We start from the raw sequence: 26,724 nt of genomic DNA, 5'->3' as shown, positions 1-26,724 counted from the left end.
GTCGGAATAATTCACCAATAAGTTAATAAAGTCAATCGCATGCCCCAGATTGCCGGCCACCTGCTTGTGCAATGCCTGATCGCCCAAGGCGTGACGCACGCCTTTGGCGTTCCCGGCGAAAGTTACCTCGCGGTGCTCGACGGCTTTCATGCGCACGCCGAACGCATCCGTTTCGTGACCAACCGCCAGGAGGGCGGTGCCGCCTTCATGGCCGAAGCCCAGGGCAAGCTCACCGGGCGCCCCGGCGTGTGCTTCGTGACGCGCGGGCCGGGGGCCACCAATGCCTCCATCGGCCTGCACACGGCGTTCCAGGACTCTACGCCGATGGTGCTCTTCGTGGGCGACGTGGCCAGCGACGCGCGCGACCGCGAAGCGTTTCAGGAGCTGGACTATGCCGTGTTTTTCGGCCCGTCCACCAAAGGCATGGCCAAGCGCGTGGAGCGCATCGACGATGCCCGCCGCATCCCCGAGTACGTGGCACGCGCCTTCGCCACCGCGATGAACGGCCGCCCCGGTCCGGTGGTGCTGGTGCTGCCCGAAGACATGCTCACGCAGGTGGTAGACGCCGAGCCGCTGCCGCGCGTGGAACCGGTGCAGGCCTGGAGCGACCCGGGCGCGTTGCGCGAATTGCGCACGCTCTTGCTGGCCAGCGAGCGCCCATTGGTGATCGCGGGCGGCGGTGGCTGGACACCGCAGTCCGCCGCCGCGCTGCAGCGCTTCGCCGAGAACTGGCAACTGCCGGTGGCCAACGCGTTTCGCTTCCAGGACTGTTTTGACAACCACCACCCGCTGTACGCCGGCGACGTGGGGCTGGGCATCAACCCCGCCCTGGCGCGGCGCGTGCGCGAGAGCGACCTGCTCATCGCCATCGGTCCGCGCCTGGGCGAGTCCACCACGAGCGGCTACACCCTGGTCGAAGCGCCGGTGCCGGCGCAGAAGCTGGTGCACATCCACAGCAGCGCCGAAGAGCTCGGCCGCGTGTACCAGCCCACGCTGGCGATCAACGCGACCATGAACGCGGCCGCGCGCAGCCTGGAGGTGCTCACGGCGCCGCCCACCGTGGCGTGGAGCGGTTGGGCCCAGGCGTGTCATGCGGACTACGAGGCCAATGTGGATGTCGCCAACGGCGGCATCCAGTTGCCCGGCACCATTGACATGCCCGCGCTCATCCACACGCTGCAGAAGCACCTGCCGGCCGATGCCGTGCTCACCAACGGCGCGGGCAATTTCGCGAGCTGGCTGCACCGCTTCTACCGCTACCACGGCCTGGCCAAGGGTTGCAAGACGCAGCTCGCGCCCACCAATGGCGCCATGGGCTATGGCGTGCCGGCGGGCATTGGCGCGGCCATCCTCACCGGGCGCACCGCGTTCACCATTGCCGGCGACGGCGACTTCCTCATGAACGGGCAGGAACTGGCCACCGCCGTGCAGCACGGTGCGAAGAGCATCGTGCTGCTGCTCAACAACGGCAGCTTCGGCACCATCCGCATGCACCAGGAACGCGAGTACCCGGCGCACGTGAGCGGTTCGGGTTTGGCCAACCCGGACTTCTGCGCCCTGGCCCGCGCCTACGGTTACGCCGCCGAGCGCATCACGCACACGGCCGAGTTCGAGCCCGCGCTGCGGCGCGCGCTGGCTGCGCCCACGGGCAGCGTGATCGAGGTGCTGCTCGACGTGGATGTGATCACCACCCGGGGCACGCTCGGCGCGATCCGGCAGGCGGCGCAGCGCGCGGTCCTGTAAATAAGTCACAAAGCTCACGGCACCCGCGCACACCCTGCCCAGGGCTGTGCTGCCTAGACTGGCTCATCCGTTGATAGGAGTGAGCGATGTTGCAGACAGCAGAGTCGGGTTGGAACAGTGGCGCGGCGCAGATGGACAGCACCGGCGTGCGTGCCGGCATCGGGCGACCGCACCTCATGCGGGTGTTCGACGAGATCGACTACGGCATGTTGATCATCGATCCGCAAGGCGGCATCCTGCATGCGAACCATCTGGCGCGCCACGAACTGGCCAGGGGCTGCATCGTCCGATCGATCGGCAACTGCCTGCTGGGCAGCCGCACCGCGTTCACGGAGCAGATCCAGGAAGCCATCGAATCGTCGTTCCGCGGCCAGCGCAAGCTGGTGATGATGCATGTGGACGACAGAGAACTTTCACTCGCCTTCACCCCGCTGAGCCACCCGCTGGAAGCCGATGCGCCTTCCGTGCTGGTGTTGATGTCGCGCCAGAGCAGCTGCGACAACCTCGCGGTGCGCATGTTTTCCCGCTCGCTCAACCTGAGCCGCAGCGAAGAGTCGGTGCTCGTGCATCTATGCCGGGGGTTGCCGATCGGCGAGATCGCGCGCCTGCATGGCGTGGCCGAGTCGACCGTGCGCAGCCAGATCAAGACACTGCGCGTCAAAGCCGGTGCGTCCAGCATCCGCAGCCTGCTGCAACGGGTCAACAGCCTGCCCCCGGTGGTGCCCGCCTTGCGCATCATTGCGCCGATGTCGCACAATGCCACGGAGTTTTCCCACCCGTGAGCATGGATGCCCGCCTCAGCTGCGCCCTTCGTCGATTCCCCCCAGACCCACCACATTGAAGCCCTCGCGGCCCTTGGGGTGTTGCGCCGGTACCGGCGCGGCGCATTGCTGATTCAGGAAGGCGACACCGGCGACACGCTCTACATCGTCATGCAGGGGCGTTTGCGCGCGTTCGTGTCGGACAGCGAGGGGCGCGAACTGACCCTGGGGCTGTATGGCCCGCTGGAGTACGTGGGAGAAATGTCGCTCGATGGCGGGCCGCGTTCGGCCAACGTGGAGGCGGCCCAAAACGCCACCTGCTCGGTGGTCACGCGCGCCACGCTGCTCGGCTATATCGCCGACCATCCGGAATTCGCGCTGGAGCTCATGGCCCGTCTGATCCGCCGCGCGCGCTTGGCCACGAACAGCGCGCGCAGTGTGGCCTTGATCGACGTCTATGGCCGCCTGGTGAACCTGCTCAACAGCATGGCGGGCAACCCCGATGCCAGCGGCGAGCGCGCCTTGAAGGAGCGCGTGACGCACCAGCAGATCGCGCAGCACCTGGCCTGTTCGCGCGAAATGGTGAGCCGCCTGCTCAAGGACCTGGAGCGGGGTGGCTACATCGATGTGCGGGAGCGCTGGATCGTGCTGTGCAAGGACTTGCCCGCGAAGTGGTGAAGCGCGATCAACGCTCGCTCAGCGAGAACGCCTTTTGCGCCAGGTGTGGCAGCAGCATGCCAACCACCGCGGTTCATCCGACTTGCATCTGGTTCCCTCACATGACTTCCGCTGTTCCAGAAATGAAACGCGCCGTCTCGCGCCACGGCTTTCACCGCAAGCGCCGCCCCGATAAATTGTGCCTGGCAGGAGAACTTTTAATGCCGACATCATCGCAAGGAGCGAACCGTGAATCACGTTGTACAGAGATTCTTTTCGACTGCAGCCTTCGTGCTAACGGTGCCAGCCGCAGCCCTGGCGCAGCAGCCGTTGAAGGCCGGCTTCATTTACTTCGATCCCGTGGGCAATGCGGGTTGGACCTATCAACACGATACGGGCCGCCTGGAAATGGAAAAAGCACTGGCAGGCAAGGTCACCTCGGTGAAAGTGGAGTCGGTCAACGGTCAAGATGCTGCGCAGGTGATGCAGTCCATGATTGGTGATGGCACGAAGTTGATCTTCACGGTGGGGTTCGACTATATGGAACCCACCTTGCGGGTCGCGCGCGACAACCCGGGCGTGTCGTTCATGAACGCCACGGGTTACAAACAAAGTGGCAATGCGGGTAGCTACAACGCCCGTTTCTACGAAGGCCGTTACCTGGCGGGCATCGTCGCCGGGCGAATGAGCAAGAGCGGTGTGGCCGGCTACGTTGCCGCCATTCCAATTCCAGAGGTGGTTCAGGGCGTGAACGCTTTTGCGCGGGGTATGCGCAGCGTCAATCCCAAGGCCGAAGTCAAGGTCGTGATGATCAATGCGTGGTTTGATCCGCCGAAAGAGCGCGATGCGGCCATCAGCCTCATCAATCTGGGGGTGGATGTCGTGACGCACCACACGAACTCGGTGGCCGTGGTACAGGCGGCCGATTCGCGGGGCGTGCATTCGATCGGCTACCACTCGGATATGTCGAAGTTCGCGCCGAAGAAGTCCCTGACCGCCACGGTGCACGAATGGGGCCCCTACTACACCGACATTGCCAAGCGCGCGCTGGCGGGGACCTGGAAGCCCACCAACGACTGGCTCGGCGTCAAGGAAGGCGTCGTGAAACTGGCGCCCTTCGGCCCGGAGGTTCCGCCGTCCGTGCGACAAGAGGTTGCCCGTGCGACGGAGGCGATCGCCACGGGAAAGCTGCACCCGTTTGACGGCCCCGTCGTTGACCAGGACGGTCAGGAGCGACAGAAGCCAGGGACTCGAATGACCGACGACGCGCTGCAGCGCATGAACTACTACGTTCAAGGTGTCTCGAGCCGGTTCCCTCGTCAGTAGGGGCCGAACCGCGCTGGAATGGCCACGTGAAGATCAAGCATTGGAGCGGACTAGGGTCACGTAGCTGTTGAACTTGTCAATGTCCTCGATGCTCTTGTTGAGCAAGTCGATGAATGCCCGCAGCTTCTTGCCCATGTACCGCTGCTTCTGATAGACGCAGTACACGCGGCGCCGCTCGGGCTTCCACTGTGGAAGGACGGGCACCAGGCTGCCGTGCGCCACTTCCGGGCGCGCAAAAAAATCGGGCATCAGCGCGATGCCCAGGCCATCGATGCAGAACGTCTTCATGACCCAATAGTCGTTGGTCTTCATCGCCGATCGGGCCGTATAGGGATGGGACGAATTCTCCGAATGCAGCATCGACGTTGAAGCCGAATCGCTTTCGCGCAGTCGAATGGAGGCATGGTCTACAAGCTGTGTCGGAGACGATGGCATGCCCGCTCGGCGTATGTACGCGGGGCTGGCGTAGAGGCCATAGCTCAGGCGCCCCACCAGTTTGCCGACCAGATTCGGAATGTCGGGCGCTTCGGCACAGACGTAACAATCCACCTCATCCAGGTGTGGCGAGTCGGCACGGCCGCCAATGTGCAACTCGCACTCGATGTTTGGAAACCGCTCCAGATACAGGCGGGTAACCTGAGAGACGAACGTGGTGACGAACTGGTTGTCCGACAGAATGCACAGCCGCCCCTTCCCACCGCTGCCGATCTCCTGAACTTCGGTGCTCGCGGCTTCAATCCGTGCGTTCACCTCTGCGAGCAAGGTATCGCAGTGCACTTGAAACGCGCGGCCCGCATCCGTGGGCAGGATCTTGCGCGGAGAGTGCACAAGCAACTGGACGCCGAGCTGCTCTTCCAGCCGCTGGATATGTCGGCTGAGCGTGGCCTTCGATATGCCGGACTGTGCCTCGGCTTTTGTGAGGCTTCCCATCCGCATGATGAGTGCGAAAGCCTCGATCAACTTCAGATCCATGTTCATGGGGTGTCCTTGGCCGTTGTCCCAAGCACGCGATGTCGTCTTGGGTTTTGTTCTTCGTCAAATCACCCGCTGACAGTACGCCAACAAATCGCCTGGGCTGTTCCAGAAATGAAACGGGCTGTCTAGCGCATGCGCTTTCATGGATGGTGGTGGATCGATATTCTGACCGTCAAAGCGATGCCTCAACGGGTTCCGAGGAACTCAGATTTGAATTGGATGGAGTTGTCCGTGAAACGCAGACCGTTTGTAGTACGCCGCAAGTGGGAAACCGCTGAAGGAGTTTTCGGCTTCGAGCTTGTACCCGAAGATGGCCTGCCACTGGATCGCACCGAACCAGGGGCACATGTTGAATTCATCCTCCAACGCGCCGGATTGCCAACACTCACAAGGCATTACTCGCTATGCAACGCGCCGGACGAGACCGATGCCTATGTGTTCGGTGTCAAGAAGGAGACGTTATCGCGCGGGGGGTCCAGGCACCTGCATGCGTTGCAGGTCGGTGGCCGCATCGTGTTGGGTTCCACACACAACCACTTTCCTCTCGCGCGAGAGGGCTCGTCTCATTTGCTGCTGGCAGGCGGCATTGGCATCACGCCGCTGCTGGCGATGATGCAGAAGCTGAGCCTTCTGGAAAAGGCGTACGAGCTGCACTATTTTGTGCGCGGGCCATCGCACGTCGCTTTCCTGGATCGGCTTGAGACCGCGCGCCTGGAAGGGCGCCTTCACATCCATGCGGGCCTGGATGGTGCGCAAACCCGAAAGGTGCTCGAAGAGGTGCTTCAGCCACCGGGCTCCGATGCCCACGCGTACTGCTGTGGTCCTGGTGCTTTCATGGCAGCCGTGGAAGACATCGCGGCGCATCGGTGGCCGACAGAACACCTGCACTTCGAGCGCTTCCAGGCGGACGACAGCGCGCTGGCGAGGCCGGAGCGTCCCTTCACCGTCGTCATGCACAAAACCGGCATGCGCTGCGACGTCCATGTGGGCGAGACGATCGTGGGCGCGATGGCCCGGGCCGGCATCGACCTGGACACCTCCTGCGAGCAGGGGGTGTGCGGGACATGCCTGACCCGGGTCCTGGAAGGTACGCCGGACCACCGAGACGCCTACCTGAGCAACGCGGAGCGTTTGAGCAACACGCACATCCTTCCCTGCGTTTCTCGATCCCATACACCCGTGCTCGTCCTGGACCGGTAGTCCATCGGACGAAATGCATGGCCACCCGACGACGCGCGCCGAATTTCATACAACAACCAGGAGACATCATGAGCAAGCCCTTGATCGAAGACCGCAGTTTTCTCCGCCACTTCTGGCATCCGGTGTGCACCCGTGAGGAGCTGGAGCAGGCAAATCCTTCAGGCCGAGGTCCGCTCGCGGTCACGCTGCTCGGCGAAAAGCTGGTGGTTGCGAACCTCGCCGGCAAGATCGCCGTGATGCAGGACCGGTGTGCGCACCGATCCGCGGCGCTGTCCAGGGGGGCGGTCGAAGGCGATCAGTTGCGATGCAACTACCACGGCTGGCGCTACGACGCGAGTGGCCGGACGGTGCACATTCCCGCGTGCCCTGAACAGCCCATTCCGCGCAAGGCCCGCAGCCCTGCCTACGAATGCGAAATGCGCTACGACCTGGTCTGGGTTCGCCTGGACAGCTCGTGGCAATGCACGGAGATCCCCTACTTCAGCGAGTGGGACAAGCCCGAGATGCGCAACGTGGTCGTTCCTTCCTATGTGTGGAACACGGCGCCGGAGCGGCGCTGGGAGAACTTCACCGATCTCTCTCATTTCGCCTTCGTGCACCCGGGGACGTTGTACGACCCAGGCTTCGACAGGCCACCTGTTCCTTCTGTGGATCGGGTTGACGGCGAAATGCGCTTCGCCATCGAGCCGCCCCCGGAAATGCAGGACAAACTTCCTGAGAACTCGCCGCTGGGCTCCTTCACCTACCGTTGCTCAATGCCTTACTCGATCAACCTGGTGATCAGCCTGTACCGCGACGGCACGACCTTCACGCTCTGGACCACGGCCAGCCCCATCGATGAGAGCCACTGCCGGAATTTCCTGATCGTCAGTCGTGCGCAGAAGGACGATGACCCCGACAACGCGCATCTCGCCTTCCAGAAGCAAGTGCTGCTGGAGGATCAGCCCATCATCGAATCGCAGACACCGGCGGAGATCACGATGGACGAGGTTTCACTGGTCACCGACAAGGTGTCTAACCAGTACCGCAAGTGGATGCGTGAACTGTCGCTGGCCGCCCTGGATGGCAAGGATGCTTTCGTGAAAGCACTTCAAACGAACGCAATCGACAAACGCCTGGTGCAAAGCCCTGCCATGACCCTCGGCGCCACGGAGACGACGACATGACGAATACGACGCACAGTAGCCATCCCATGAAATTCCCCTTCTCTCTGGGTTGCAACGGCCGAGGTGTCGTGCACGTAGAAGGCACACCCACGTCGGTGGACGAGCAGTTCCGGATGGTGAAGGCGGCGGGTGTCTTTGACCACTTCGACCGCATGCCACAACCCGGCGAGGAACGGGAGTACCTGGAAGCGTCTCAGCGCCACGGCATACCGATCCGGACCGGGCTGTGGTGGTACACCGCCGGCAAGGACGAGAAATTGCTGGAGAAGAACCTTCGCGTCAGCATGGAAGGTGGCGCCGAGTTCCACGACGTCATGCTCCACATCCGCCACGATCGCGGCACCGTTGTGACGGACGACGAAATTGTCGACTTCTACCTGCTGGCGCATGAGCTGGGCGAACGCATCGGCATCGAGATCGGCTTTGAAAATCACATCTACATGTGGTCAGAAGACCCTCGGCGCATCGAGCCGATCGCGGAAAGAATCCGACAGGAAGGCATACCTTTCAAGTTCGTTCTCGACCACAGCCATGTCTTGATCAAGCTGGACAACCCTGAAGAGCAGGACATCATCGGCATCCGCGACGACGTGGAAAGCGGTGCATTGATCATCGACCCATACCAGGACGGGAATGTGCTCGATCGCTGGATCGCGACGAACACGGTTCATTGGCTCCAGGTTCGACCGGTGTCACCCGCCGGTCCGAAGAACATCTGGGCGATCAAGGACAACAACAGCTATGCCGGCGGATCCTACGGGCGGCCTTGCCAGTACCCCTTCGTCAGGCCACATCCCGGTGAATGGCATTCCCAATGGCATGCCTACCGCGTGGAGCCCGCCAAAGAAATTGTGCGTCGGATGTTTCGCCACCACCGCGACACACCCGGCAGCCCGTTGCGGTATCTCACGGCGGACATGATCGACATGGCCGACTATGGCGAGAACGCGAAGTACTCCCTGTTCGACCAGAACGTGGCAATCGCGCGATGGCTGCGATCGACGTGGGACAGCATCGCCGCGGAAAGCCCAAGAAGCTTGCCGGCCACCGTGACCCCCTCTGCGCTGGAGAACACCAAATGAAGACGCAAGCCGCCGTGGCCTGGACAGCAGGCCAACCCCTCACCACCGAAACCGTGGACCTGCAAGGTCCCAAGTTCGGCGAAGTGCTGGTGGAGATCAAGGCCACCGGCATCTGCCACACCGACTACTACGCGCTCTCGGGCGCGGACCCCGAAGGCATCTACATGGAAGGCAAGATCAACATCGACGATCTCATCACCCACACGATGCCGCTGGCCGACATCAACAAAGGCTTCGACCGGATGAAGCGCGGCGAGTCGACTCGTGGGGTGGTCCTCTATTGAGCTGGCCTTCTGCCGCAAGGCATGGATCGGTATGAGAGCCCCATCGCTCCTCTCCAATCTGGATCTCCACACGATACGTGTGCTGCACACCTTGCTCATGGAACGCAGCGTGTCCAAAGCGGCGCTGCGCCTGGGAATGCACCAACCCGCGGTCTCCGTCGTCCTGAAGCGGCTGCGCCACTTGTCTGGCGACCCGCTCCTGGTGCGGGCTGGCCACCTCATGATCCCCACCGATGCCGGTATGCGCATGATCGAGCCCATCGCGGGCATCCTGCAGGCCACCGAAACACTTTTTTCCACCGCTCTGGGCTTTGACCCACAGACCACGGAGCGCACGTTCCATCTCGCCGCCACGGATTCGCTCGACCCCGTTTTCCTGCCGCTGCTGGTGTCAAAAATCAAGCGACTGGCACCCTGTTGCCGTATAGATATCCATCCGTTGTCCGCGGATTCTGACTATTCGGAGCGGCTCGCTGAAGGTGGCCTGGATGTGGTCGTGGGGAATTGGGTGAAACCACCCGGTGAGCTGTACATCGGCAGCCTGTTTACAGACGAGATCGTATGCCTGGTCTCCCGTTCACACCCCGCAATACAAAGTGGATGGACGACAAAGAGCTGGCTCAATGCCCAACACATCACCAATACGCCGACGCATCTTGGCGCGCGCAACGTGATCGACGAGCAACTCCAATCGCTCGGCCTGCAACGCAACATTGCAGCGCGATGCGCTCATTTCAACCTGATGCCTCAGATGGTCGCCTCAAGCCAGCTCGTCCTGACAACGGGGCTTCAATTCTGCCGCCGATTTACAGAGGCATTGCCGTTGGCAGTTGTTGATTGCCCCATCCACCTGCCCAAGTTGGCGTACTACCAGTTGTGGCACGAACGCTCGCACACATCGTCCTCATGCCGGTGGCTGAGAGACCAAGTCAAGTCCGTTGCTGGGACATTGCGATAGATTTTCCATCCGCTAAAGGCTGTTGAGGATGGCGCGCGCCTCCACCGGCGCGGCCGTGCTGGTGCCCGCCAGCCGCACCACACTGCCACTGCGGCTGCCCGCACCCAGCACACCCCTCAGGGCCGGGTTGTCGTCACAGGGCTTCAAGGTTTGAGGGGCCTTGCGCACACCGGGGCGCTGCGGTCGACCAGCGTCCGGGTCGGGTTTGCGCGGCGAGTACAGCGCGAAATGCCCGCTGGGCGACGCGTGCTCGCGGGTGCCACCCACGCTCACGGTGCGCTGTCCGGTGGACAGGCTGTTGAAGGTGCCGCTGCGCCGGATCGGTGTCGGGTCGCTCGCATGGTCCACGAAGGAGCCGATGTTGCCGCTGGTGTCGTAGCGCCGGTCTTCCAGGTACGACTGTTTGGCACCCGTGTTCTGGCCAATGGCCACGTCGTCGCGTTCGATGTACGCGTCGAACAGCGTGGCGGAGGTGCCGGTGTTGGTCAGCGTGACCGTCCACGAGCCGGCCAAGGTCGTGGCGGTTGTGGCATCGCGGCTGAAGGTGGGGGCGATGGCGAGCAGGGCGCAGGTGCCGTGGTGTCCCAAGGCGGTGCTGGTGGGGTAGATCAGGCCACACAAGGGCGCGCCGTGCGCGTTGTTCCACAAGCCGCCATGGTCCATCGGCATGGCGGGCAGCGGTTGTGCATGGCCTGGTGGCGTGATGCCGATCTGCACGCTTTGCGCACCATCGGGCAGCCAGATTTCCAGGTAGCTCTCGGTGCGGTCGTCGGGCTGCACGCGCCAGTGCAGCGCCACGGACTCGCCGGGGGGCAGCGTGGCGTTGGCGTGGGTGCGGCTCTGGTAGGCGTTGCCGGCGGGCACGGTGATGTGCAGGTTGCCCGCGTAGAGCGCGATCAACTGGTCCATCGCCGCTTCGAGCACCGAGGTGCCGTCGTGCGGGCCTGCCAGGGTGCCCCAGCTGATGTTCACCACCACCTGGGCGCCCGGCGCGCAACGCGCGAGGATGTACATGAGCCCGTCGAGCACGCTCACGTTCATGGCGCCGCCCGAGGTGTCGAGCACGTTTGACCAGTCGAGTTGCACGGCCACCAGATCGCAGCGGCTGGCCTCGTCGTCCATGGGGTGGAGCAGGGTGCCTTTGCCACAGGCCTGGCTCATGACGTGCGTGCCGTGGTTGACCGGGCGGGTCAGGTCCCAGAGCTGCAGGTGTTCGTAGAGTGCGTCTTCGTCCACATGCCCGTGGCGCGAAAAGACCATCATGGCCGCGTCGATCCGGGCGGCCGAGAGTTCGTGGCCGTAGCCCATGTCGTGCGGCGTCGGGCCGGCGCGGGCCGGGTCCAGCGGAACGCAGTGGTGTGGCTGGTTGCCCGGCCAGTTGCCGTTGACGGTGTCGTCCTGCCGCCAGAAGTGCTTCACGCGCGCCAGGCCGAAACGGTTCAGGAGCTGGTCGTTGGCAAAGGCCAGGCCGCCATCGATCAGGCCCAGCACCTTGCCGGAGAGCAATCCCTGGGCGGGCGTGGGCGGGCTGTCGGGCGTGCACGGGTCGACCAGCGCATGCGTGTGGTGGCCCACCGGCAGTCCCAGTTCGAAGCGCTGGATGAGGCCGCGCAGGTGCGCGTCGCTGCGCAGCTTGTCGAAGAAGCGGCGCTTCACGCGCGCGCTGCAAAAGCGCAGGCCGGGCACGTTGAGGTAAACGCGGGGAATCTGCAGCCAGGCGGTGGAAGAGGCCGCGACGAGTGCGGGCACATCCGCGTGTTCGGTCAGCTCGATGACGATCGGCAGCCACTTGGGCAAGGGCTTGCCGTGTTTGCAGTGGTAGCCCGCGAAGTGGTTGGCCTCAGCCCAGATCAGGTAGGGGTCTTCACCGTCGATGGCGCCGGGCGCTTGCCAGTGAATGCCGGTGAACGCGCCGGTGGGCAGCGGTGACCAGCCCGCTGCGCTCATGCCCACTCCTTGAGCGCTTCCCCCCACAGCCAGGCCAGCAGCGGCGCATTGCCCACGGCGGTGGTGCCGGCCGAGCGGGTGTAGGCGTTGCCACTGGTCTGGTCCATCGACTGGTTCAGACTGAAGTCGAGCGGTTCACCGTGCGGGCCCTCGAACAGGCGGCCATCGAAGCCGCGCTCGTGCACGCGGGTGCCGGTGGCGCGGGCCACCAGGAACTCCGCGAGCGCCGTGCCGAGCAAACGCCCGGCCGCGCTGTCCACCGGGTAGTGCACACCGGCGACCACGCGGTTGGTGGCAATGCGCGCGGCCAGTCGCTGCAATTGCTCGCGGCTTTCGGTGCCGTTGGGTGGAGTGCCTGCGCCCGGTGCCGCGTTCAACAACGCCTCCAGCAGCGTCGCCACGGCAAAGGCCTCGGTGGCGTGGCCGCTGGGCCAGCTGCCGTGGCCGGGCGTGGGAATCATGGGCTGGATCTGCGGCGAGAACACCATCGGCCGGATGCTGGCGAAGATCTGCTTGAAGCGCATCTCCACATGCACGCACAGCGAAAACACCAGCTCCATGAGCTGCAGCGTCTTCTTGTGGCGGTGCGGCTGCAGCCCGACCACTGACGACCAGAACTCCACCGGTGGCGTCATCTGCGCTGTGATTTCGATCCCGCGGTCCGCGCGCAGATCGGCGTAGGCCGCGACCAGATCGAGTTGCTTCTTGAACTGCGCCTTGGTGGGCGCGCGCATGCGGATCAGGGTCTTGCGCTGGATGTTGGCCGCCTGCAGGTTGGCGAACTCCAGCATGGCCTGCTTGCTGCCGTTGTGGGTCTTGAACAGCAGGCCTTCCACGAGTTCGGTGAAGCAGGCTTCGACCCGCGGCCCGTCGCTCCACAGGGCGAGGTTGGCGGGTTTGTCGAAGCCCGGTTCGTTCGCGTGCAGCACGGCGCCGTTGAAGGGGCCGACGATGGCGGCTCGGCTGAGGATGAGGGCATCGGCGTTCACCAGGGTGTTCGCGACACCCCCGCTCACACCACCACTGACGCCGCCGCTAACACCACCGCTAACACCACCGCTAACACCACCACTAACACCACCACTGACTCCACCGCTCATGTTGAATACTCCTCTTGGGTTTAGTGATTCGGCAGTCCGAGGGCCGCAAAGGCCTTGGCGCCTCGTTGTCGCACGGCACTCTGACTTCCGGACGCAAGGTATTTGGCCACCGTCAGATCGGGCTGAAGTGTCCGCATCAATTCGAACGTTTTGTGCGCTTCAGCCTGCTCACCGATTTCGTACTGGCAGATGAGCAGCGCCCGAATCGTGGGGAGGTGATAGCGGTTCTTCTTCAGCGAGGAGTGGCACATCTCGATGGCTTGTTCCAGGCGGCCCTGTGCCAGGTAGCTGTTGGCCAACATCATCTCAAAGTAGTATTTCTGCGGGTCGAGCGGCGACAGGTGCAAGGCGTTTTCCGCCTCCGCAATGGAGTCCTCTGGCGTGCCCCACATCTGCGACCACACGCTGTTGTACAGCCAGGCCATGGGGTCGTTCGGGTTGCTCTGTGTGGCTTCCTGCAGCAAGCGGTGCGAGGCTTCCACATCGTTCCCGAGGTGGCACAGCGCATGGCCCTTGATGGCCATGGCCAGCGAGCTGTTGGGTTCGAGGTCGAGCGCGCGGTCGGCGGTGTCGATGGCGCGCTGGAAGTCGCGCGCGGGCTCATTCGACAGACCTTGCACCACTTGCAAGATGTGCCACTTGGCCAACCACGCCCACGGCGTGGCCACGCGCTTGTGGCGTTCCACGACGGCCTCGAGCAGTTGCAGGCTGCGTTGCAGGTCACGCGGCGTGGAGCGGTGCATGAGGGTGATGCCGCCGAGCATCAACGCGTTGCTGTCCAGCTGCGGCACGGGCACTACCAGGGTGCGCTGCACCACGTCGTGGAGCAGGGCGTGGGCGCAGGCGCTGCTGAGCGTATCGAGCAGGCTGCTCTGCGCTTCCAGCAGGTCGCGGGTGTCGCCCGTGATGCGCTCGGCCCAGATCACCTCGCCGCGCTTGCGGTCGGAAAGCTCGGCCATGATGACGACCTTGTCGCCATAGGTGACGTAGCTGCCGCCGAGCACGAAGTTGGCTTCCAGGTGCTGGCCGATCTGCTCCGTGCTGCTCTTGCGGCCGCGGAACGCGGTGGTCGACAGGCGCGAGATCACGCGCAGGTTCTGGCTGCGCGAGAGTTGGGCGATCACGCCGTCGGCGATGAGTTCGCCGATGACGAACTGTTCGGCCGCATGACTGCGGGTCTCGAACGGGACGATGGCAATGGCCGGCCGGAAGTCGGTGGCGGCGCCCTCGGGCACGCGCGCGCGCGCCGCGGCCGAGCTGCTGGAGACGGGGTACACCTGCCAGGTGCGCACCGGCTCGGGCCAGTGCTTGAGGTAGCTCTCGCCGCGGTCTTCCACCTCGGCATCGATGCCGATCACGATGCCGTCGAAGACGCTGGCGGTGACGATGGTTTCGCCGGGTGACGCGAGGTCGGCCACGCGCGCGGCCAGGTTCACGCCCTGGCCGTACACGTCGTTCTCGTCCACATACAGGTTCGTGGCGTTCAGCCCGGCGCGCAGGTGCAGCTGTTGCGCGGCGGGCAGCGTCTTGTTGAGCGGGATGAAGTAGTTGTGCAGCGCCAGCGCGGCCTGCACGGCGTCGGTGGATCGGTCGAACTCGACGAGCAGGCCATCGCCCAGACTCTTGACCAGGCGGCCGTGGTGCGCGGGCAAAACCTCGGACACGGCGTGGTGCACAAAGCCGCGCCACTGGTTCACCACCGCGGCCTCGTTGGCCGCCATCAGCCGAACCGACTCGACCAGATCGACCACCAGCACCACCTTGTGCCGCTGCTGTGGCAGCGAGAGCGTTGCCGACAGGTTCCCCTCGCCGGCAGGGGCTGTGAGGGTGCTCGGGTGCGGGTTGACGGACATGCCAGGGATGGGTCGGAGGTTGTTGCAGTTTCTCACATGTGTGAAAAACCCTGAGTTGCCGAGCGCAAAAGCGGCAAGGCCGACTTGCGTCGGCCTTGCTTCGTCATCCTTGCCGCACCCGCGAGGGGCGCGGACAGCAGGATCACTTCAGGTGCGCGTTGACCAGCTTGGTCATCTCGAACATGGACGCTTGTGCCTTCTTGAAGATTTCCTTCAGCTTGGCGTCGGCGTTGATCATGCGGCGGTTGACCGAGTCCTGCAGCTTGTTCTTCTTGATGTAGTCCCAGATCTTCTTGGTGACTTCGGTGCGTGGCAGCGGAGCGGCGCCCACGATGGCGGCCAGAGCGGCGCTGGGGGTCAGCGCTTTCATGAACGCGGCATTGGGGGTGCGCTTCTTGGCAGGCGCTGCCTTCTTCGCCGGAGCTGCTGCCTTCTTGGCCGGTGCGGCCTTTTTCGCAGGAGCTGCTGCCTTCTTGGCAGGAGCGGCCTTCTTCGCCGGAGCTGCTGCCTTCTTGGCCGGTGCGGCCTTCTTTGCAGGAGCCGCGGCCTTCTTCGCCGGTGCCGCTTTTTTAGCGGGCGCTTTTTTCGCAGTTGCCATGATTGATTTCCTTCTAGAAGTTGACGAATCGCCAGTGGAGAACGCGCTCTCTCGCTGGTGTCTCGCATGCTAATAGAGTTGCCTGCGCAATCCAAGGAGGGCAATGCATTTTTTTCAAGGTTTGCACAGGGGGAACACCGGTTTTTGTAGAGGAAAACAACACTTCCTCTCACACGGGTGGCTCAGAGGCGCGTCCTCAGGCGGTCAAGCCCTTGTAGAGCATGTACGCCGCGAGCATGTACAGCAGGCTCGCGAACACGCGCTTGAGCGACTTCACCGGCAGCGCGTGCGCGGCCTTCACACCCAGCGGCGCCATCAACACGCTCATGCTCGCGATGACCAGCAACGCGGGCAGGTAGAGGTAGCCGAACGAACCCGCCGGCAGGTTCTGCAGGCTCTGGCCCGCGATCACGTAGCCGACGGCGTTGGCCAGCGCGATCGGAAAACCCAGCGCGGCGCTGGTGGCCACGGCGTTGTGGATGGTCACGTTGCACCAGGTCATGAAGGGCACGCTGACGAAACCGCCACCCGCACCGACCAGGCCCGACAACATGCCGATGACGCTGCCCGCGCCCACCAGGCCTGGCGTGCCGGGGAGGGTGCGCGTGGGCTTGGGCTTCTTGTCGATCAGCATCTGCGTGGCCGAGAAGCTGACGAAGCCGGCGAAGACGAAGGCCAGCCACGAACCCTTGAGCAGGGCGAAGAAGCCCAGGCTGGCGATGGCCGAACCGAGCACGATGCCGGGGGCCAGGCCCTTGACGATGTCCCAACGCACGGCGCCGCGCTTGTGGTGTGCGCGGACGCTGGAGATGGAGGTGAAGATGATGGTGGCCATCGACGTGGCGATGGCCATCTTGACCGCGAGGTCGGCGTCGACGCCGCGCTGCGTGAGGATGAAGGTGATGAAGGGCACCATCAACATGCCCCCACCGATGCCCAACAAGCCGGCCAGGAAACCGGTACCGAGGCCGAGCGCGGCCAACTCTGCGATCAACAGGGGATCAAGGGGCATGAGAAAAAGGGTGTCTGCAAGTGCCGCCGGACCGGCATCCTGAACCGGGGTTCAGGTGGGCGAGGGCAGCGTGGCTTCGGGTTCGTCTGACGCGAGACGCTCGCACCAGCCACGCAATGTACCAAGCCCGGGCTCTATGAGCATTGGTTCAAGGAAATATAAAGCCCGGCGCGCACTGCAGACGGTTTGAATTGTAGGCGCTGCTCGTGGGACGAGCGTGCCATCGGTCGATAAAGTTCGCGCGATGACGGGCGGCGACTCAGAGCAGTCGACCGTCCTTGTCCAGGGTCTGATCGAGACGGCGCATGAGGTCTTCCACGCGGGCCTGCGTTTGGGGGTCCAGCGGCTCGGCGTCAAAGCCCGCGTCGGCGAAGGCGCTGTTCTCGGCCTGTGCGAACGACGAAGCCTGAAAACTCTCGGCCTCTTTTTGCGAGAGTTCGAACGCGAGGTTGAGCGAGGCCAGCACGGCGATGCGGTCGCGCGCCTTCACTTTGCCGGCGTCACGGATGCGGCACATCGCGGTGTCGACGCGTTCGACCGCATCGAGCAGCGAGGCTTCGCCGCCGGGTGGGCACGAGAGCAGGTAGCTCTGACCCATGATCTGCACTTCGATCTGTTTGCTGCCGGGCTTGCTCATGGGAATACCTCCGTGCTACGCGCTGCGGTGCGAGCTGTCTTGGGGCTGTCCTGCGAGGCGCTCATGAGCGCTCCTTGCGGGTTTCGTTGAGGGCCTGCGCCACGTCGGGTGGCAGGCGTTCGAGCAGCGCATCGATGCGCGCACGCGCGGCCATCAAACGGGATTTGAGCGAATCGCGTTCGGCCTGCAGGGCCTGCACCTGGTCCACCAGCAAGCTGTTGGTGCGTTGCAGTTCCTCGTGGCGCAGCAACAGCCGCTCCACGCGTTCGGTGATCTGGTCAAGGTGCTTTGGGTCGGCCATGGTTGGGACTTGCTGTTTTTGCATTGTAGGGTTGCCCCAGCGCGCCGCGGCTTAGAATGCGCAGTGTTGGTGCTCGCGGTGTGGTTCACATGCCGCAGTTCAACGGGAAGCAGGAGGGTCCCGTCCATCCCTGGACAGACCTAACCTGCGCTGCCCCCGCAACGGTAAGCAGACGAGGGTGCTCATGGCACCCTCAACTTTCATCCCGCAGCCACTGGACGACGCACAGGCGTTGACTGGGAAGGCGATGAAGGTGGTTCTGTCAGCCCGGATACCGGCCAACAAGGTGGTGGTGCGTCCGACAACAACGGCCGCGCCGCCGTGACGCCCAAGCACCGTCGGGGAAGACGGTGAGGGCTTTGTCGCTTGTTCTCTCACCATGAAAAACCGCAACCTGCGCGCCCCACTGGCCGCAATTCCGCTGGCGATGCTGGCGTGCTTTGGCACGTCCGTCGTCCACGCCCAGTCCGCTTCGGAGGCCACCCTCAAGGAAACCGTGGTCACCGCCACACGGGTCGAAACCCGCACCGACGAGGTGCTGAGCGACGTCGTCGTGATCGATGCGGAGGTCATCGAGCAATCCACGGCCCGTTCCTTGTCCGAGGTGCTGTCGCGCCGCGCGGGCCTGCAAATGTCCGCCAACGGCGGCCGTGGCAAACAGTCGGGCCTGTTCGTGCGCGGCACCGAAACCCGCCACGTGCTGTTGCTGATCGACGGCGTGCGTTATGGCTCCAGCACCGCCGGTTCGGCGAACTGGGACAACATTCCGCTGAGCGCGATCGACCGTATCGAGGTGCTCAAGGGGCCGGCGTCGGCGCTGTACGGCAGCGACGCGGTGGGCGGTGTGGTGCAGATTTTCACCAAGCGCGGTACGAAGGGTTTCCATCCGCAGGCCAGTGCGACCGTGGGCAGTTTTGGCCACCACGAGGTCACTGCTGGCCTGAGTGGCGGCAACGACAGCTTTACCTATAACCTGAGCGTCGGTTCGCTGCGCGAGGACGGCTTCTCGTCGACCAGCCGGCGCATCGGTGCCAGCCACAACCCCGACAAGGACGGCTTCGACCAGGACAGCCTCTCGGCCTCGCTGCGCTGGGCGATCGCGCCGGGCTGGACCACCGACGTCAACTTCACCCAGGCCGACGGCACCAGCCAGTTCGACCAGGGGCCGGGCGCGTTCAACACGCGCATTGAAAGCACCACCCGCGTGGCGGGCTGGGGTCTGGAGCGCAAGTGGTCGGCCGATTCGCGCACGCAGTTGCGCGTGTCGCGCAGCGATGACCAGGGCGACACCTATGGCTCCACGGTGCGGCCCGACGTGTTCAACACCGCGCAAACGCAGATCACCTTGCAGCACGACTGGAACACCGCCATCGGCAATCTGCTCGTGGGTGCGGAGTCGATCAAGGAAGCGGTGTCGGGCACGCAGGCCTATGCGGTGCGCTCGCGCACGACCGATGCAGCCTTCGTCGGCCTGACCGGCCAGGCCGGCAAGCACCTCTGGCAGGCCAATCTGCGGCGCGACGAGAACTCGCAGTTCGGCGGTGCCACCACCGGTTTCGCCAGCTACGGTTTTCAGATCACGCCCAACTGGCGGCCGCACGTGGCCTACGGCACCTCGTTCAAGATGCCGTCGTTCAACACGCTGTACTACGTGTCGCCTTTCTTTGTGGGCAATCCGAGCACCCAGCCCGAGCGCGGCAAGAACCGCGAAGCGGGGCTGACGTACTCGCAAGGTTTGCACGAGGTCAAGCTCACGCGCTTCGACAACCGCGTGCGCGGCTTCATTACCCGCCAGCCCGTGGTGGCCAACGTGCCCCGCGCCCGCATGGAGGGCTGGTCGCTGACCTACACCGGTTCGGCGGGCGCGTGGAGCTGGTACACCAACCTCGAACTCCTGGACGCGCGCAACGAAATGAACCAGCGCAAGCTGCAGCGCCGCGCCGACGAGGTGCTGTCCGCCAGCCTGGACCACAAGATCGGCGCCTGGACCTGGGGCACGTCGGTGCAACTCGTGTCCGAGCGCTTCGACGACGCGGCCAACGCGCGGCGCCTGCCCGGCTTCGGCACGGTGGACCTGCATGCGCGCTACGCCCTGAACAAGGACTGGTCGCTGGCCCTGCGCCTGAACAACGTGGGCGACAAGTTCTACGAAACCGCGTACGGCTACAACCAGCCGGGCCGCGCGGCCTTCGTCACGCTCAACTGGGCGCCACGGAAGTGACCCGGCATTGCGCGGCCATTCTGGTGGCAGCCCCGGCCTCGGGCCAGGGCAAGACCACCGTGGCCGCGGCCTTGGCGCGCCTGCACGCGCGCGCCGGTCGGCGGGTGCGGGCGTTCAAGTGCGGGCCGGATTTTCTGGACCCGCACTGGCTGGCCCTGGCCACCGGGCACCCGGTGCACAACCTCGATCTGTGGATGACGGGTGAAGACGATGCGCGTGCGCGCCTGCACGACGCCGCCCGCGAGGCCGATCTGATCGTGGTCGAAGGGGTGATGGGGCTGTTCGATGGCCAACCCAGCGCGGCCGATCTGGCGCAGCGCTTTGGTCTGCCGGTGCTCGCGGTGATCGATGCCTCGGCCATGGCGGGGACGTTCGGTGCGCTGGCCTTTGGCCTGCAGCACTACCGGGCGGGCCTGCGCTGGGCCGGTGTGTTGGCCAACCGCGTGGCGGGCGAACGGCACGCGCAGATGCTGAGGGACGGGTTGGTCGACGAGCCCTCCACCTGGCTCGGCGCGGTCCTGCGCGATGCCGCGTTTTCGCTGCCGGAACGCCACCTGGGTTTGACGGTGGCCGCCGAATTGCCCGACGCCCTGGCCCGGCTCGATGCCGCCGCCGACGCCCTCGCCACCACGCCTCTGGGCCAGATGGACGGCGCGGCGCTGGCCCGCTGGTCGGTGGGTTTCGAGGCGCCAGACCAGCCGTCCACCGAGGCGCCCTTGCTCAAAGGCAAGACCGTCGCCATCGCGCGCGACACCGCCTTCTGTTTCATCTACCCGGCCAACCTCGACGTGCTGCGCGCGCTCGGCGCCGAGCTGGTTTTCTTCTCGCCCCTGGCCGACGAACCGCTGCCGCCGTGCGACGCGGTGTGGTTGCCCGGTGGTTATCCCGAGCTGCACGCCGCCACGCTGGCCGCGGGTTCCCGCACGCGCGACAGCCTGCGCGCCCACGTGCAGGCGGGCCGTCCGGTGTGGGCCGAATGCGGCGGCATGATGCCGCTGTTCGATGCCCTCGTGTCCAGCGACGGCGATGCCGTGGCCACCTGGGGCCTGTTGCCCGGCCAGGTGGTCATGCAGAAACGCCTGGCCGCGCTCGGGCCGCAGCAGCTCTCGCTGCCGGACGGTGCGTTGCGTGGACACACCTTTCATTACTCGCGCTGCGAGTCCGCGCTCGAGCCGGTTCGCCACACCGAGTCGCCGCGCGGCGCGGCGGGCGAAGCCGTGTACCGCGTGGGCGCGGTGCAGGCCAGCTATTTCCACGCCTGGTTTGCGTCCAGCCCGGCGGCCACCGCGTCGCTTTTCTTGCCAGGAGGCTCTGCATGAACATGAACCTGGGCCCGCAGCGCGTCGTCTGCCTGACCGAAGAAACCACCGAGTGGCTGTATCTGCTCGGACAGGAGAGTCGCATCGTCGGCATTTCGGGCTACACGGTGCGCCCGCGCCGTGCGCGCGAGGAGAAGCCCAAGGTCAGCGCGTTCCTGAGCGCGAAGATCGACAAGATCCTGGCGTTGAAGCCCGACTGCGTGTTCGGCTTCTCCGACCTGCAGGCCGACATCGCGGCGTTGCTGATCCGTGCCGGCGTGCAGGTCACCGTGTTCAACCAGCGCAGCGTGGACGAGATCCTGTCCATGCTGTACCAGGTGGCGGCCATTGTGGGTTGCGCCGACGAGGGGCTGGCCTGGATCGACGCCACGCGCTTGCGGCTGGACGGCATCCGCGCGTCGGTGGCGGCCCTGCAGGCCAGCGGCAAGCGCCGCCCGCGCGTGTTCTTCGAAGAGTGGGACGAGCCACACATCAGTGGCATCCGCTGGGTGTCCGAGCTGCTGGGCATCGCCGGTGGCGACGACGTGTTTCCCGAACTTGCCGCCATGCCGATGGGCAAGGACCGCATCATTGCCGACGGTGCCGAGATCGTGCGGCGCAACCCGGACATCGTCATCGGCTCCTGGTGCGGCAAACATTTCCGGCCCGAGAAGGTGGCCGCGCGCGAAGGCTGGCAGCACGTGAACGCGGTGAAGACCGGCCAACTGTTCGAAATCAAGTCGGCCGACATCCTGCAGCCCGGCCCGGCTTCGCTCACCGACGGCGTTGATCAGATGCACCGCATCGTCACGAACTGGATGCAAGCGCATGGCTGACACCATCGCCCGCAGCGAATTCATCCTCGGCGGCCAGCGCAGTGGCAAGTCGCGCCGCGCGGAAATGCTGGCGCGCCAGTGGGTGGATGCTTCCACGCACCACCGCGCGGTGATGATCGCCACCGGCCAGGCCTGGGACGAGGAAATGCGCGAGCGCATCGCGCGCCACCAGCGCGACCGCGCCGAGCGCGTGCCCGGCATGGCCACGGTGGAAGAGCCGATCGCCCTGGCCGAAGCGCTGAACGAACACGGCGCGCCGCAGACGCTGGTGGTGGTGGACTGCCTCACGTTGTGGCTGACGAATCTGTTGATGCCCGCCGAGGGCGCGGCGGCCGATGCCACCGAGCCGACCCAGGCGCTGTGCCAGGCCATCGCCAGCGCGCGCGGCCCGGTCGTGCTGGTGGGCAACGAGATTGGCCTGGGCGTGATCCCCCTGGGGCGCGAAACGCGCGCCTTCGTGGACGAGCTCGGCAGATTGAACCAGGCTGTGGTGGCCGCTTGCGCGCGCGTCACGCTGATGGCGGCGGGGCTGCCGCTCACATTGAAAGAGGCGACATGAAAAACGCAGCAGCCAGGTGGCTGTGGATCGGACTGCTGGCCTGCACCGGCACGCTGCACGCGGCCGGCGTGCAAATCACCGACGACCGCGGCGTGACCGTGACGCTGGCGCAATCGCCGCAGCGCATCGTGTCGCTGCTGCCGTCGCTGACCGAAACGGTGTGCGAGCTGGGCCAGTGCGAGCGGCTCGTGGGCGTGGACCGGTATTCGAACCACCCCGCTTTCGTGCGCACCTTGCCGCAGACCGGTGGCGGCATCGACCCCAACATCGAAGCCATCGTGGCCTTGAAGCCCGATGTGGTGCTCATGGCCACCTCGTCGCGCGGCGTGGCGCGGCTGGAGTCGCTGGGCGTGAAGGTGCTGGCGATGGAGCCCAGGAGTTCGGCCGACGCGCAGCGCGTCATGGGCAAGCTTGGCCAGTTGCTCGAGGTGCCCGATGCACAGCGCATCTGGCGCGCCATCGACGCCGGCGTGTCGGCGGTGGCGCAGTCCTTGCCGCCCGGCGCGCGTTCCTTGCGGGTGTATTACGAGGTGAGCGCCGGAGGTTACGCGGCCGGCACGGGCTCCTTCATCGGCGAGATGATGGCGCGTCTGGGTGTGAAGAACATCGTGGCGCCGGCGCTCGGGCCGTTTCCGCGCATCAACCCCGAGTACGTGGTGCGCGCCAACCCCGACCTGATCATGGTCGGCTCGCGCAACGTGCAGGGCCTTGAACTGCGGCCGGGCTGGCGTGGCATCCGCGCGCTGCGCGAGAAGCGCCTGTGTGTGTTCACGGCCGACGAATCCGACGTGCTGGTGCGCCCCGGCCCGCGCATGGCCGAGGCCGCGCGCATCATGGCGCGCTGCATCACCGAGAAGGGTTTGCGATGAGCGGAGCGCGCCACAGCCTCTGGCTCGGCAGTGCCTTGTTGATCGCCACGGCGGCCTTGTTGCTGCTGGGTGTGGGCGTGGGCAGCACCGGTTTCGACAGCGTGCTGCACGCGCAGCACGACCCCGTGGCCTGGCAGATCCTGTGGGACATTCGGCTGCCGCGCACGCTGGGCGCCTGGGTGGCCGGCGGCCTGCTCGGCCTGGCCGGCGCGGTGGCACAAGGCTTGTTCCGCAACCCGCTGGCCGATCCGTATTTGCTTGGAAGCGCCTCGGGCGCGGCGCTCGGCGTGGCCTTGGCGCTGGCCCTGTTCGGCACCACACCCTTCGCCACGCAGTGGCTGGTGCGCCTGGGCCTGACCGGCGCGGCGTTTGCGGGCGCGGTCATTGGCGTGGTGCTCACGCTGGCGCTGGCCAAGGGCGTGCAGCACACGCTGCGCCTGTTGCTGGCCGGCGTGATCGTGGGCGTGGTGCTCGGCGCGGGCCGCGATCTCGTCACCATCGCCTCGCCCGACACCTTGCAGGCCATGCAGGGCTTCATGCTGGGCAGCACCGGTTTCGTGGGTTGGGCGTCGTGCGGCGTGATGGCCGCCATGCTGCTGGCCTCGCTGCTGGTGGCGGCGTCGTTCGGGCGTGTGCTCGACGGCCTGGCCCTGGGCGAAGCCACCGCCGTCAGCCTGGGCCTGCCGCTCGCCGTGGTGCGCGCGGTGCTGGTGGCGGTGCTGGCGCTGGCGACCGGCGCGGCCGTGGCGCAGACCGGCTTGATCGCTTTCGTGGGCCTGGCCTCGCCGCACCTGGTGCGTTCCATCGTGAAGACCACGCACGGGCGGTTGATCGTGTTGAGCGCCTTGATGGGTGGCTTGCTGCTGATGGCCGCCGATGTGCTCGCGCGCTGGATCATCGCGCCGCAGGAACTGCCGGTGGGTGTACTCACCGCCGTGCTCGGCGGCAGCTATCTGTTGTGGTTGATGCACCGTCGGCGCCGGCCGGGGGGTGGGTTATGAGCGCCGCACGGCCGCCCGAAGGCGCTTGCACCGCAGTGCGCAGCACGGAGGGATTGCGAATGCCCGCGGCGCTGCAAGCCACGGGCATCGGCGTGGCGCTGGGCGGCACGCCCGTGCTGCATGGCGTCGACGTGGTGCTGCCCGCCGCGCGCTGGACCAGCGTGGTCGGGCCCAACGGCGCGGGCAAGTCGACCCTGCTGAAAGCGCTCGCTGGCCTGCTGCCACACAGCGGCGAGGTGCAACTGCTCGCGCGCCCGCTGGCGCAATGGCGCGGCCGCGAACGCGCGCGCTGCCTGGCCTGGCTGGGGCAGGGCGAGCAGGGCGCGGACGACCTCAGCGTGTGGGACGTGGCCATGCTCGGCCGCTTGCCGCACCAGGCCTGGCTCGCGCCGCCGTCCGAGGCCGACCGCATCGCGGTGGAGCAATCGTTGCGCGCCACCCAGGCCTGGGACTGGCGCGAACGGCCGCTCGGCGCGCTCTCGGGCGGCGAGCGCCAGCGCGTGCTGCTCGCGCGCCTGCTCGCGGTGCAGGCCGACGTGATGCTGATGGACGAACCGCTGGCCAACCTCGACCCACCGCACCAGGCCGACTGGCTGTTGCTGGTGCGCGACCTCGTGGCGCACGGCAAGACGGTGGTGAGCGTGCTGCACGAAATCGGCATGGCGCTGCACGCCGACCAGATGGTGGTGATGGCCGATGGCCGTGTGCACCACCAGGGTGGTTGCAACGACCCCGCGACCCACCAGGCCCTCGAACAGGTTTTTGACCACCGCATCGCGATCCACCCGCTGGGCGACCAGTGGGTCGCGCTGCCCCGCTGACCTCTCTATTACTGGAGCTCTAACCATGCAGATCGAAGAACCCCCTGTCTTGCGCGACACCCCCAAGCCCCAGGGCGAGCGGCGCGGCCTCGTGCTCGTGAACACCGGCACCGGCAAGGGCAAGAGTACGGCCGCGTTCGGCCTGGCCTTGCGCGCTCATGGCCGCGGCAAGTCGGTGAAGGTCTACCAGTTCATGAAGGTGCCGTCGGCGCGCTTTGGTGAGCACCGCTTGTTCGAGCAACTGGGCATTCCCATCGAAGGCCTGGGCGACGGCTTCAGCTGGAAGAGCCGCGATCTGGAGCACTCGGCCCGGTTGGCGCTGGAGGGCTGGGCCAAGGCCGAGGCCAGCATCCGCGCGGGCGAACACTTCATGATCGTGCTCGACGAAATCATGTACCCGGTGCGCTATGGCTGGGTGCCCTTGGAGGCGGTGTTGACCTGCTTGCGCGAGCGCCCGCCGCAAGTGCATGTGGTGCTGACCGGGCGCGGCGCGCCGGCCGAGCTGATCGACCTGGCCGACACCGTGACCGAGATGACGCTGGTCAAGCACCACTTCAAAGCCGGCGTCCCCGCGCAACGAGGCATTGAAGACTGATGAAAGCCTGGCTGCACCCCCGCCACGCTTCGCGTGTCCCCCCTCAAGGGGGCGATACCTGCGGCCCGGCGGAGCCGGTTCCGCGGTATCCCTGGGTTCGGCCTTTGGCGCTCGGGCTGCTCGGCGGTCTCAACATCGCGCCCGCGCTGGCGCAACACCGCATCGTCACGCTCTCGCCCTCGCTCACCGAAGCCGTGTGCGCGCTCGGGCATTGCGCCGAACTGGTCGGCACCGACCGCTATTCGAGCTGGCCCGGCAACGTGGCCAGGCTGCCCAAGGTCGGTGGCCTGCAGGACGCGCAGATCGAAAGCATCGTGGCGTTGAAACCCGACATGGTGCTGCTTGGTCCGCGCAGCCGCGCGGGCGAGCGCCTGACGCAACTGGGCGTGCCGGTGCAGGTGTTCGACGCGCGCACGCACGCCGACCTGAAGCGCATGCTGCTCGCGCTCGGCCAGTCGTTGGGCGAGCAGGCGCGCGCGGCCGAACTGGTGCAGCGCATCGACCGCGAACTGGACGCCGCCGCACGCCGCGTGCCCGCCGCGCTGCGCGGGCGCACCGTGTATGTCGAGGTCGGCATCGGTCCCACCGCGGCGAGCGACAAGAGCTTCATCGGCGAAACCGTCGCGCGGCTCGGGCTGAACAACATCGTCGTGCACGCGGGCGACGGCCCCCTGTTTCCCCGCGTCAACCCCGAGATGGTGGTGCGCCGCGCGCCCGATCTGATCCTCGGCCCCCAGACCACGCTCTCGACCGTGACCGACCGCCCCGGCTGGGCCGGCATGCAGGCGCTGCGCCAGCGGCAGGTCTGCCAGCTCGATGCCGAGCGCATGGACCTGCTCTCGCGCCCCGGCCCACGCCTGGGCGAGGCCGCGCACATGCTGGTCGATTGTTTGCTCGCCTTGCCCACCCGCCCCTGATTTCTGG

25 protein-coding genes, 1 other RNA gene, 1 pseudogene and 1 riboswitch are annotated in these 26,724 nt (G+C 65.8%); of the genes and pseudogenes, 18 read left to right on the top strand and 9 right to left on the bottom strand.

All coding sequences use genetic code 11. The annotated features are described in order from the left end of the window. Positions 1–39 precede the first annotated feature (39 nt). The 4 genes from FFS09_RS11330 (at position 40) to FFS09_RS11315 (ending at position 4,487) form a co-directional block, all read left to right on the top strand. Positions 40–1,743, top strand: a complete 1,704-nt coding sequence (locus FFS09_RS11330) for a thiamine pyrophosphate-binding protein (protein ID WP_137918978.1) — start codon at positions 40–42, stop codon at positions 1,741–1,743. Between the two features lie 86 nt (positions 1,744–1,829). After that, the gene (locus FFS09_RS11325; RefSeq protein ID WP_137918977.1) at positions 1,830–2,525 is read left to right on the top strand and encodes a helix-turn-helix transcriptional regulator; all 696 of its coding nucleotides are present in this window, start codon (positions 1,830–1,832) and stop codon (positions 2,523–2,525) included. Between the two features lie 6 nt (positions 2,526–2,531). Further along, the gene (locus FFS09_RS11320; protein ID WP_137918976.1) at positions 2,532–3,182 is read left to right on the top strand and encodes a Crp/Fnr family transcriptional regulator; all 651 of its coding nucleotides are present in this window, start codon (positions 2,532–2,534) and stop codon (positions 3,180–3,182) included. A 228-nt stretch (positions 3,183–3,410) separates the two neighbouring features. Further along, positions 3,411–4,487, top strand: a complete 1,077-nt coding sequence (locus FFS09_RS11315) for a BMP family ABC transporter substrate-binding protein (protein WP_137918975.1) — start codon at positions 3,411–3,413, stop codon at positions 4,485–4,487. Between the two features lie 33 nt (positions 4,488–4,520). Here FFS09_RS11315 and FFS09_RS11310 read toward each other — a convergent pair whose 3' ends face one another. Next, entirely contained in the window at positions 4,521–5,465 is a 945-nt protein-coding gene (locus FFS09_RS11310) for a LysR family transcriptional regulator (RefSeq protein ID WP_137918974.1), read from the bottom strand. A gap of 228 nt (positions 5,466–5,693) precedes the next feature. Between FFS09_RS11310 and FFS09_RS11305 the strand changes: the two genes are divergently transcribed. From FFS09_RS11305 to FFS09_RS11285, 5 genes and pseudogenes are all read left to right on the top strand, one after another. Beyond that, positions 5,694–6,662, top strand: a complete 969-nt coding sequence (locus FFS09_RS11305; RefSeq protein ID WP_171019978.1) for a PDR/VanB family oxidoreductase — start codon at positions 5,694–5,696, stop codon at positions 6,660–6,662. 68 nt (positions 6,663–6,730) lie between these two features. Continuing rightward, entirely contained in the window at positions 6,731–7,828 is a 1,098-nt protein-coding gene (locus FFS09_RS11300; protein ID WP_137918972.1) for a Rieske 2Fe-2S domain-containing protein, read from the top strand. A gap of 26 nt (positions 7,829–7,854) precedes the next feature. Then, entirely contained in the window at positions 7,855–8,910 is a 1,056-nt protein-coding gene (locus FFS09_RS11295) for an IolE/MocC family protein (protein WP_137918971.1), read from the top strand. After that, a pseudogene (locus FFS09_RS31095) lies at positions 8,907–9,074 on the top strand (S-(hydroxymethyl)glutathione dehydrogenase); the annotation flags it as partial. The gene FFS09_RS11295 and the pseudogene FFS09_RS31095, both read left to right, overlap by 4 nt. A 151-nt stretch (positions 9,075–9,225) precedes the next feature. After that, positions 9,226–10,152 carry a LysR family transcriptional regulator gene (locus FFS09_RS11285; protein ID WP_137918969.1) on the top strand — a complete coding sequence of 309 codons (927 nt, stop codon included), beginning with the start codon at positions 9,226–9,228 and terminating at the stop codon, positions 10,150–10,152. Between the two features lie 12 nt (positions 10,153–10,164). Here the strand turns inward: FFS09_RS11285 and FFS09_RS11280 are convergent, their stop codons facing one another. The 8 genes from FFS09_RS11280 to FFS09_RS11240 form a co-directional block, all read right to left on the bottom strand. Then, on the bottom strand, positions 10,165–12,099 hold the full coding sequence (locus tag FFS09_RS11280) for a S8/S53 family peptidase (protein WP_137918968.1): 1,935 nt from the start codon (positions 12,097–12,099) through the stop codon (positions 10,165–10,167). Further along, positions 12,096–13,088 (bottom strand): phosphatase PAP2 family protein, encoded by a 993-nt coding sequence (locus FFS09_RS11275; RefSeq protein WP_137918967.1) that lies wholly within the window; start codon positions 13,086–13,088, stop codon positions 12,096–12,098. Before FFS09_RS11275 ends, FFS09_RS11280 begins: the two co-directional genes overlap by 4 nt. Before the next feature lie 131 nt (positions 13,089–13,219). Further along, positions 13,220–15,052, bottom strand: coding sequence for an adenylate/guanylate cyclase domain-containing protein (locus tag FFS09_RS11265; protein WP_137918966.1), 1,833 nt, complete (start codon positions 15,050–15,052; stop codon positions 13,220–13,222). Positions 15,053–15,194: 142 nt separating this feature from the next. Beyond that, positions 15,195–15,650 (bottom strand): SWIB/MDM2 domain-containing protein, encoded by a 456-nt coding sequence (locus FFS09_RS11260; RefSeq protein WP_137918965.1) that lies wholly within the window; start codon positions 15,648–15,650, stop codon positions 15,195–15,197. A gap of 196 nt (positions 15,651–15,846) precedes the next feature. Then, positions 15,847–16,662 (bottom strand): sulfite exporter TauE/SafE family protein, encoded by an 816-nt coding sequence (locus FFS09_RS11255; protein WP_137918964.1) that lies wholly within the window; start codon positions 16,660–16,662, stop codon positions 15,847–15,849. Positions 16,663–16,669: 7 nt separating this feature from the next. Next, a non-coding RNA gene (gene ssrS, locus FFS09_RS11250) (6S RNA) lies at positions 16,670–16,849 on the bottom strand. Between the two features lie 72 nt (positions 16,850–16,921). Further along, positions 16,922–17,299, bottom strand: a complete 378-nt coding sequence (locus FFS09_RS11245) for a cell division protein ZapA (protein ID WP_137918963.1) — start codon at positions 17,297–17,299, stop codon at positions 16,922–16,924. Positions 17,300–17,360: 61 nt separating this feature from the next. Beyond that, positions 17,361–17,600, bottom strand: coding sequence for a DUF904 domain-containing protein (locus FFS09_RS11240; protein WP_137918962.1), 240 nt, complete (start codon positions 17,598–17,600; stop codon positions 17,361–17,363). A 50-nt stretch (positions 17,601–17,650) separates the two neighbouring features. Continuing rightward, positions 17,651–17,897, top strand: a riboswitch (cobalamin riboswitch). An 82-nt stretch (positions 17,898–17,979) separates the two neighbouring features. On the opposite strand from FFS09_RS11240, the gene FFS09_RS11235 reads away from it, so the two are divergent. The 9 genes from FFS09_RS11235 (at position 17,980) to FFS09_RS11195 (ending at position 26,717) form a co-directional block, all read left to right on the top strand. Beyond that, positions 17,980–19,821: a TonB-dependent receptor domain-containing protein gene (locus tag FFS09_RS11235; protein ID WP_137918961.1), complete on the top strand. Its 1,842-nt coding sequence runs from the start codon at positions 17,980–17,982 to the stop codon at positions 19,819–19,821. After that, the gene (locus FFS09_RS11230; protein WP_252374329.1) at positions 19,818–21,140 is read left to right on the top strand and encodes a cobyrinic acid a,c-diamide synthase CobB; all 1,323 of its coding nucleotides are present in this window, start codon (positions 19,818–19,820) and stop codon (positions 21,138–21,140) included. The genes FFS09_RS11235 and FFS09_RS11230 overlap by 4 nt, the downstream gene beginning before the upstream one ends. Further along, positions 21,137–21,955 (top strand): cobalamin-binding protein, encoded by an 819-nt coding sequence (locus tag FFS09_RS11225; RefSeq protein WP_502703726.1) that lies wholly within the window; start codon positions 21,137–21,139, stop codon positions 21,953–21,955. Before FFS09_RS11230 ends, FFS09_RS11225 begins: the two co-directional genes overlap by 4 nt. Then, positions 21,948–22,514 (top strand): bifunctional adenosylcobinamide kinase/adenosylcobinamide-phosphate guanylyltransferase, encoded by a 567-nt coding sequence (gene cobU / locus FFS09_RS11220; RefSeq protein WP_137918960.1) that lies wholly within the window; start codon positions 21,948–21,950, stop codon positions 22,512–22,514. The genes FFS09_RS11225 and cobU overlap by 8 nt, the downstream gene beginning before the upstream one ends. Next, the gene (locus tag FFS09_RS11215; protein WP_137918959.1) at positions 22,511–23,383 is read left to right on the top strand and encodes an ABC transporter substrate-binding protein; all 873 of its coding nucleotides are present in this window, start codon (positions 22,511–22,513) and stop codon (positions 23,381–23,383) included. Before cobU ends, FFS09_RS11215 begins: the two co-directional genes overlap by 4 nt. Then, positions 23,380–24,384 (top strand): FecCD family ABC transporter permease, encoded by a 1,005-nt coding sequence (locus FFS09_RS11210; protein WP_137918958.1) that lies wholly within the window; start codon positions 23,380–23,382, stop codon positions 24,382–24,384. The genes FFS09_RS11215 and FFS09_RS11210 overlap by 4 nt, the downstream gene beginning before the upstream one ends. Before the next feature lie 59 nt (positions 24,385–24,443). After that, the gene (locus tag FFS09_RS11205) at positions 24,444–25,205 is read left to right on the top strand and encodes an ABC transporter ATP-binding protein (protein ID WP_137918957.1); all 762 of its coding nucleotides are present in this window, start codon (positions 24,444–24,446) and stop codon (positions 25,203–25,205) included. A 25-nt stretch (positions 25,206–25,230) separates the two neighbouring features. Further along, positions 25,231–25,800 carry a cob(I)yrinic acid a,c-diamide adenosyltransferase gene (gene cobO, locus FFS09_RS11200; RefSeq protein WP_137918956.1) on the top strand — a complete coding sequence of 190 codons (570 nt, stop codon included), beginning with the start codon at positions 25,231–25,233 and terminating at the stop codon, positions 25,798–25,800. Positions 25,801–25,904: 104 nt separating this feature from the next. Next, positions 25,905–26,717, top strand: coding sequence for an ABC transporter substrate-binding protein (locus FFS09_RS11195; protein ID WP_252374328.1), 813 nt, complete (start codon positions 25,905–25,907; stop codon positions 26,715–26,717). Positions 26,718–26,724: the final 7 nt, after the last annotated feature.

Source organism: Hydrogenophaga sp. 2FB (assembly GCF_005503365.1).
GTDB lineage: Bacteria > Pseudomonadota > Gammaproteobacteria > Burkholderiales > Burkholderiaceae_C > Hydrogenophaga.
This window is presented reverse-complemented; position numbering and strand designations above follow the sequence as displayed.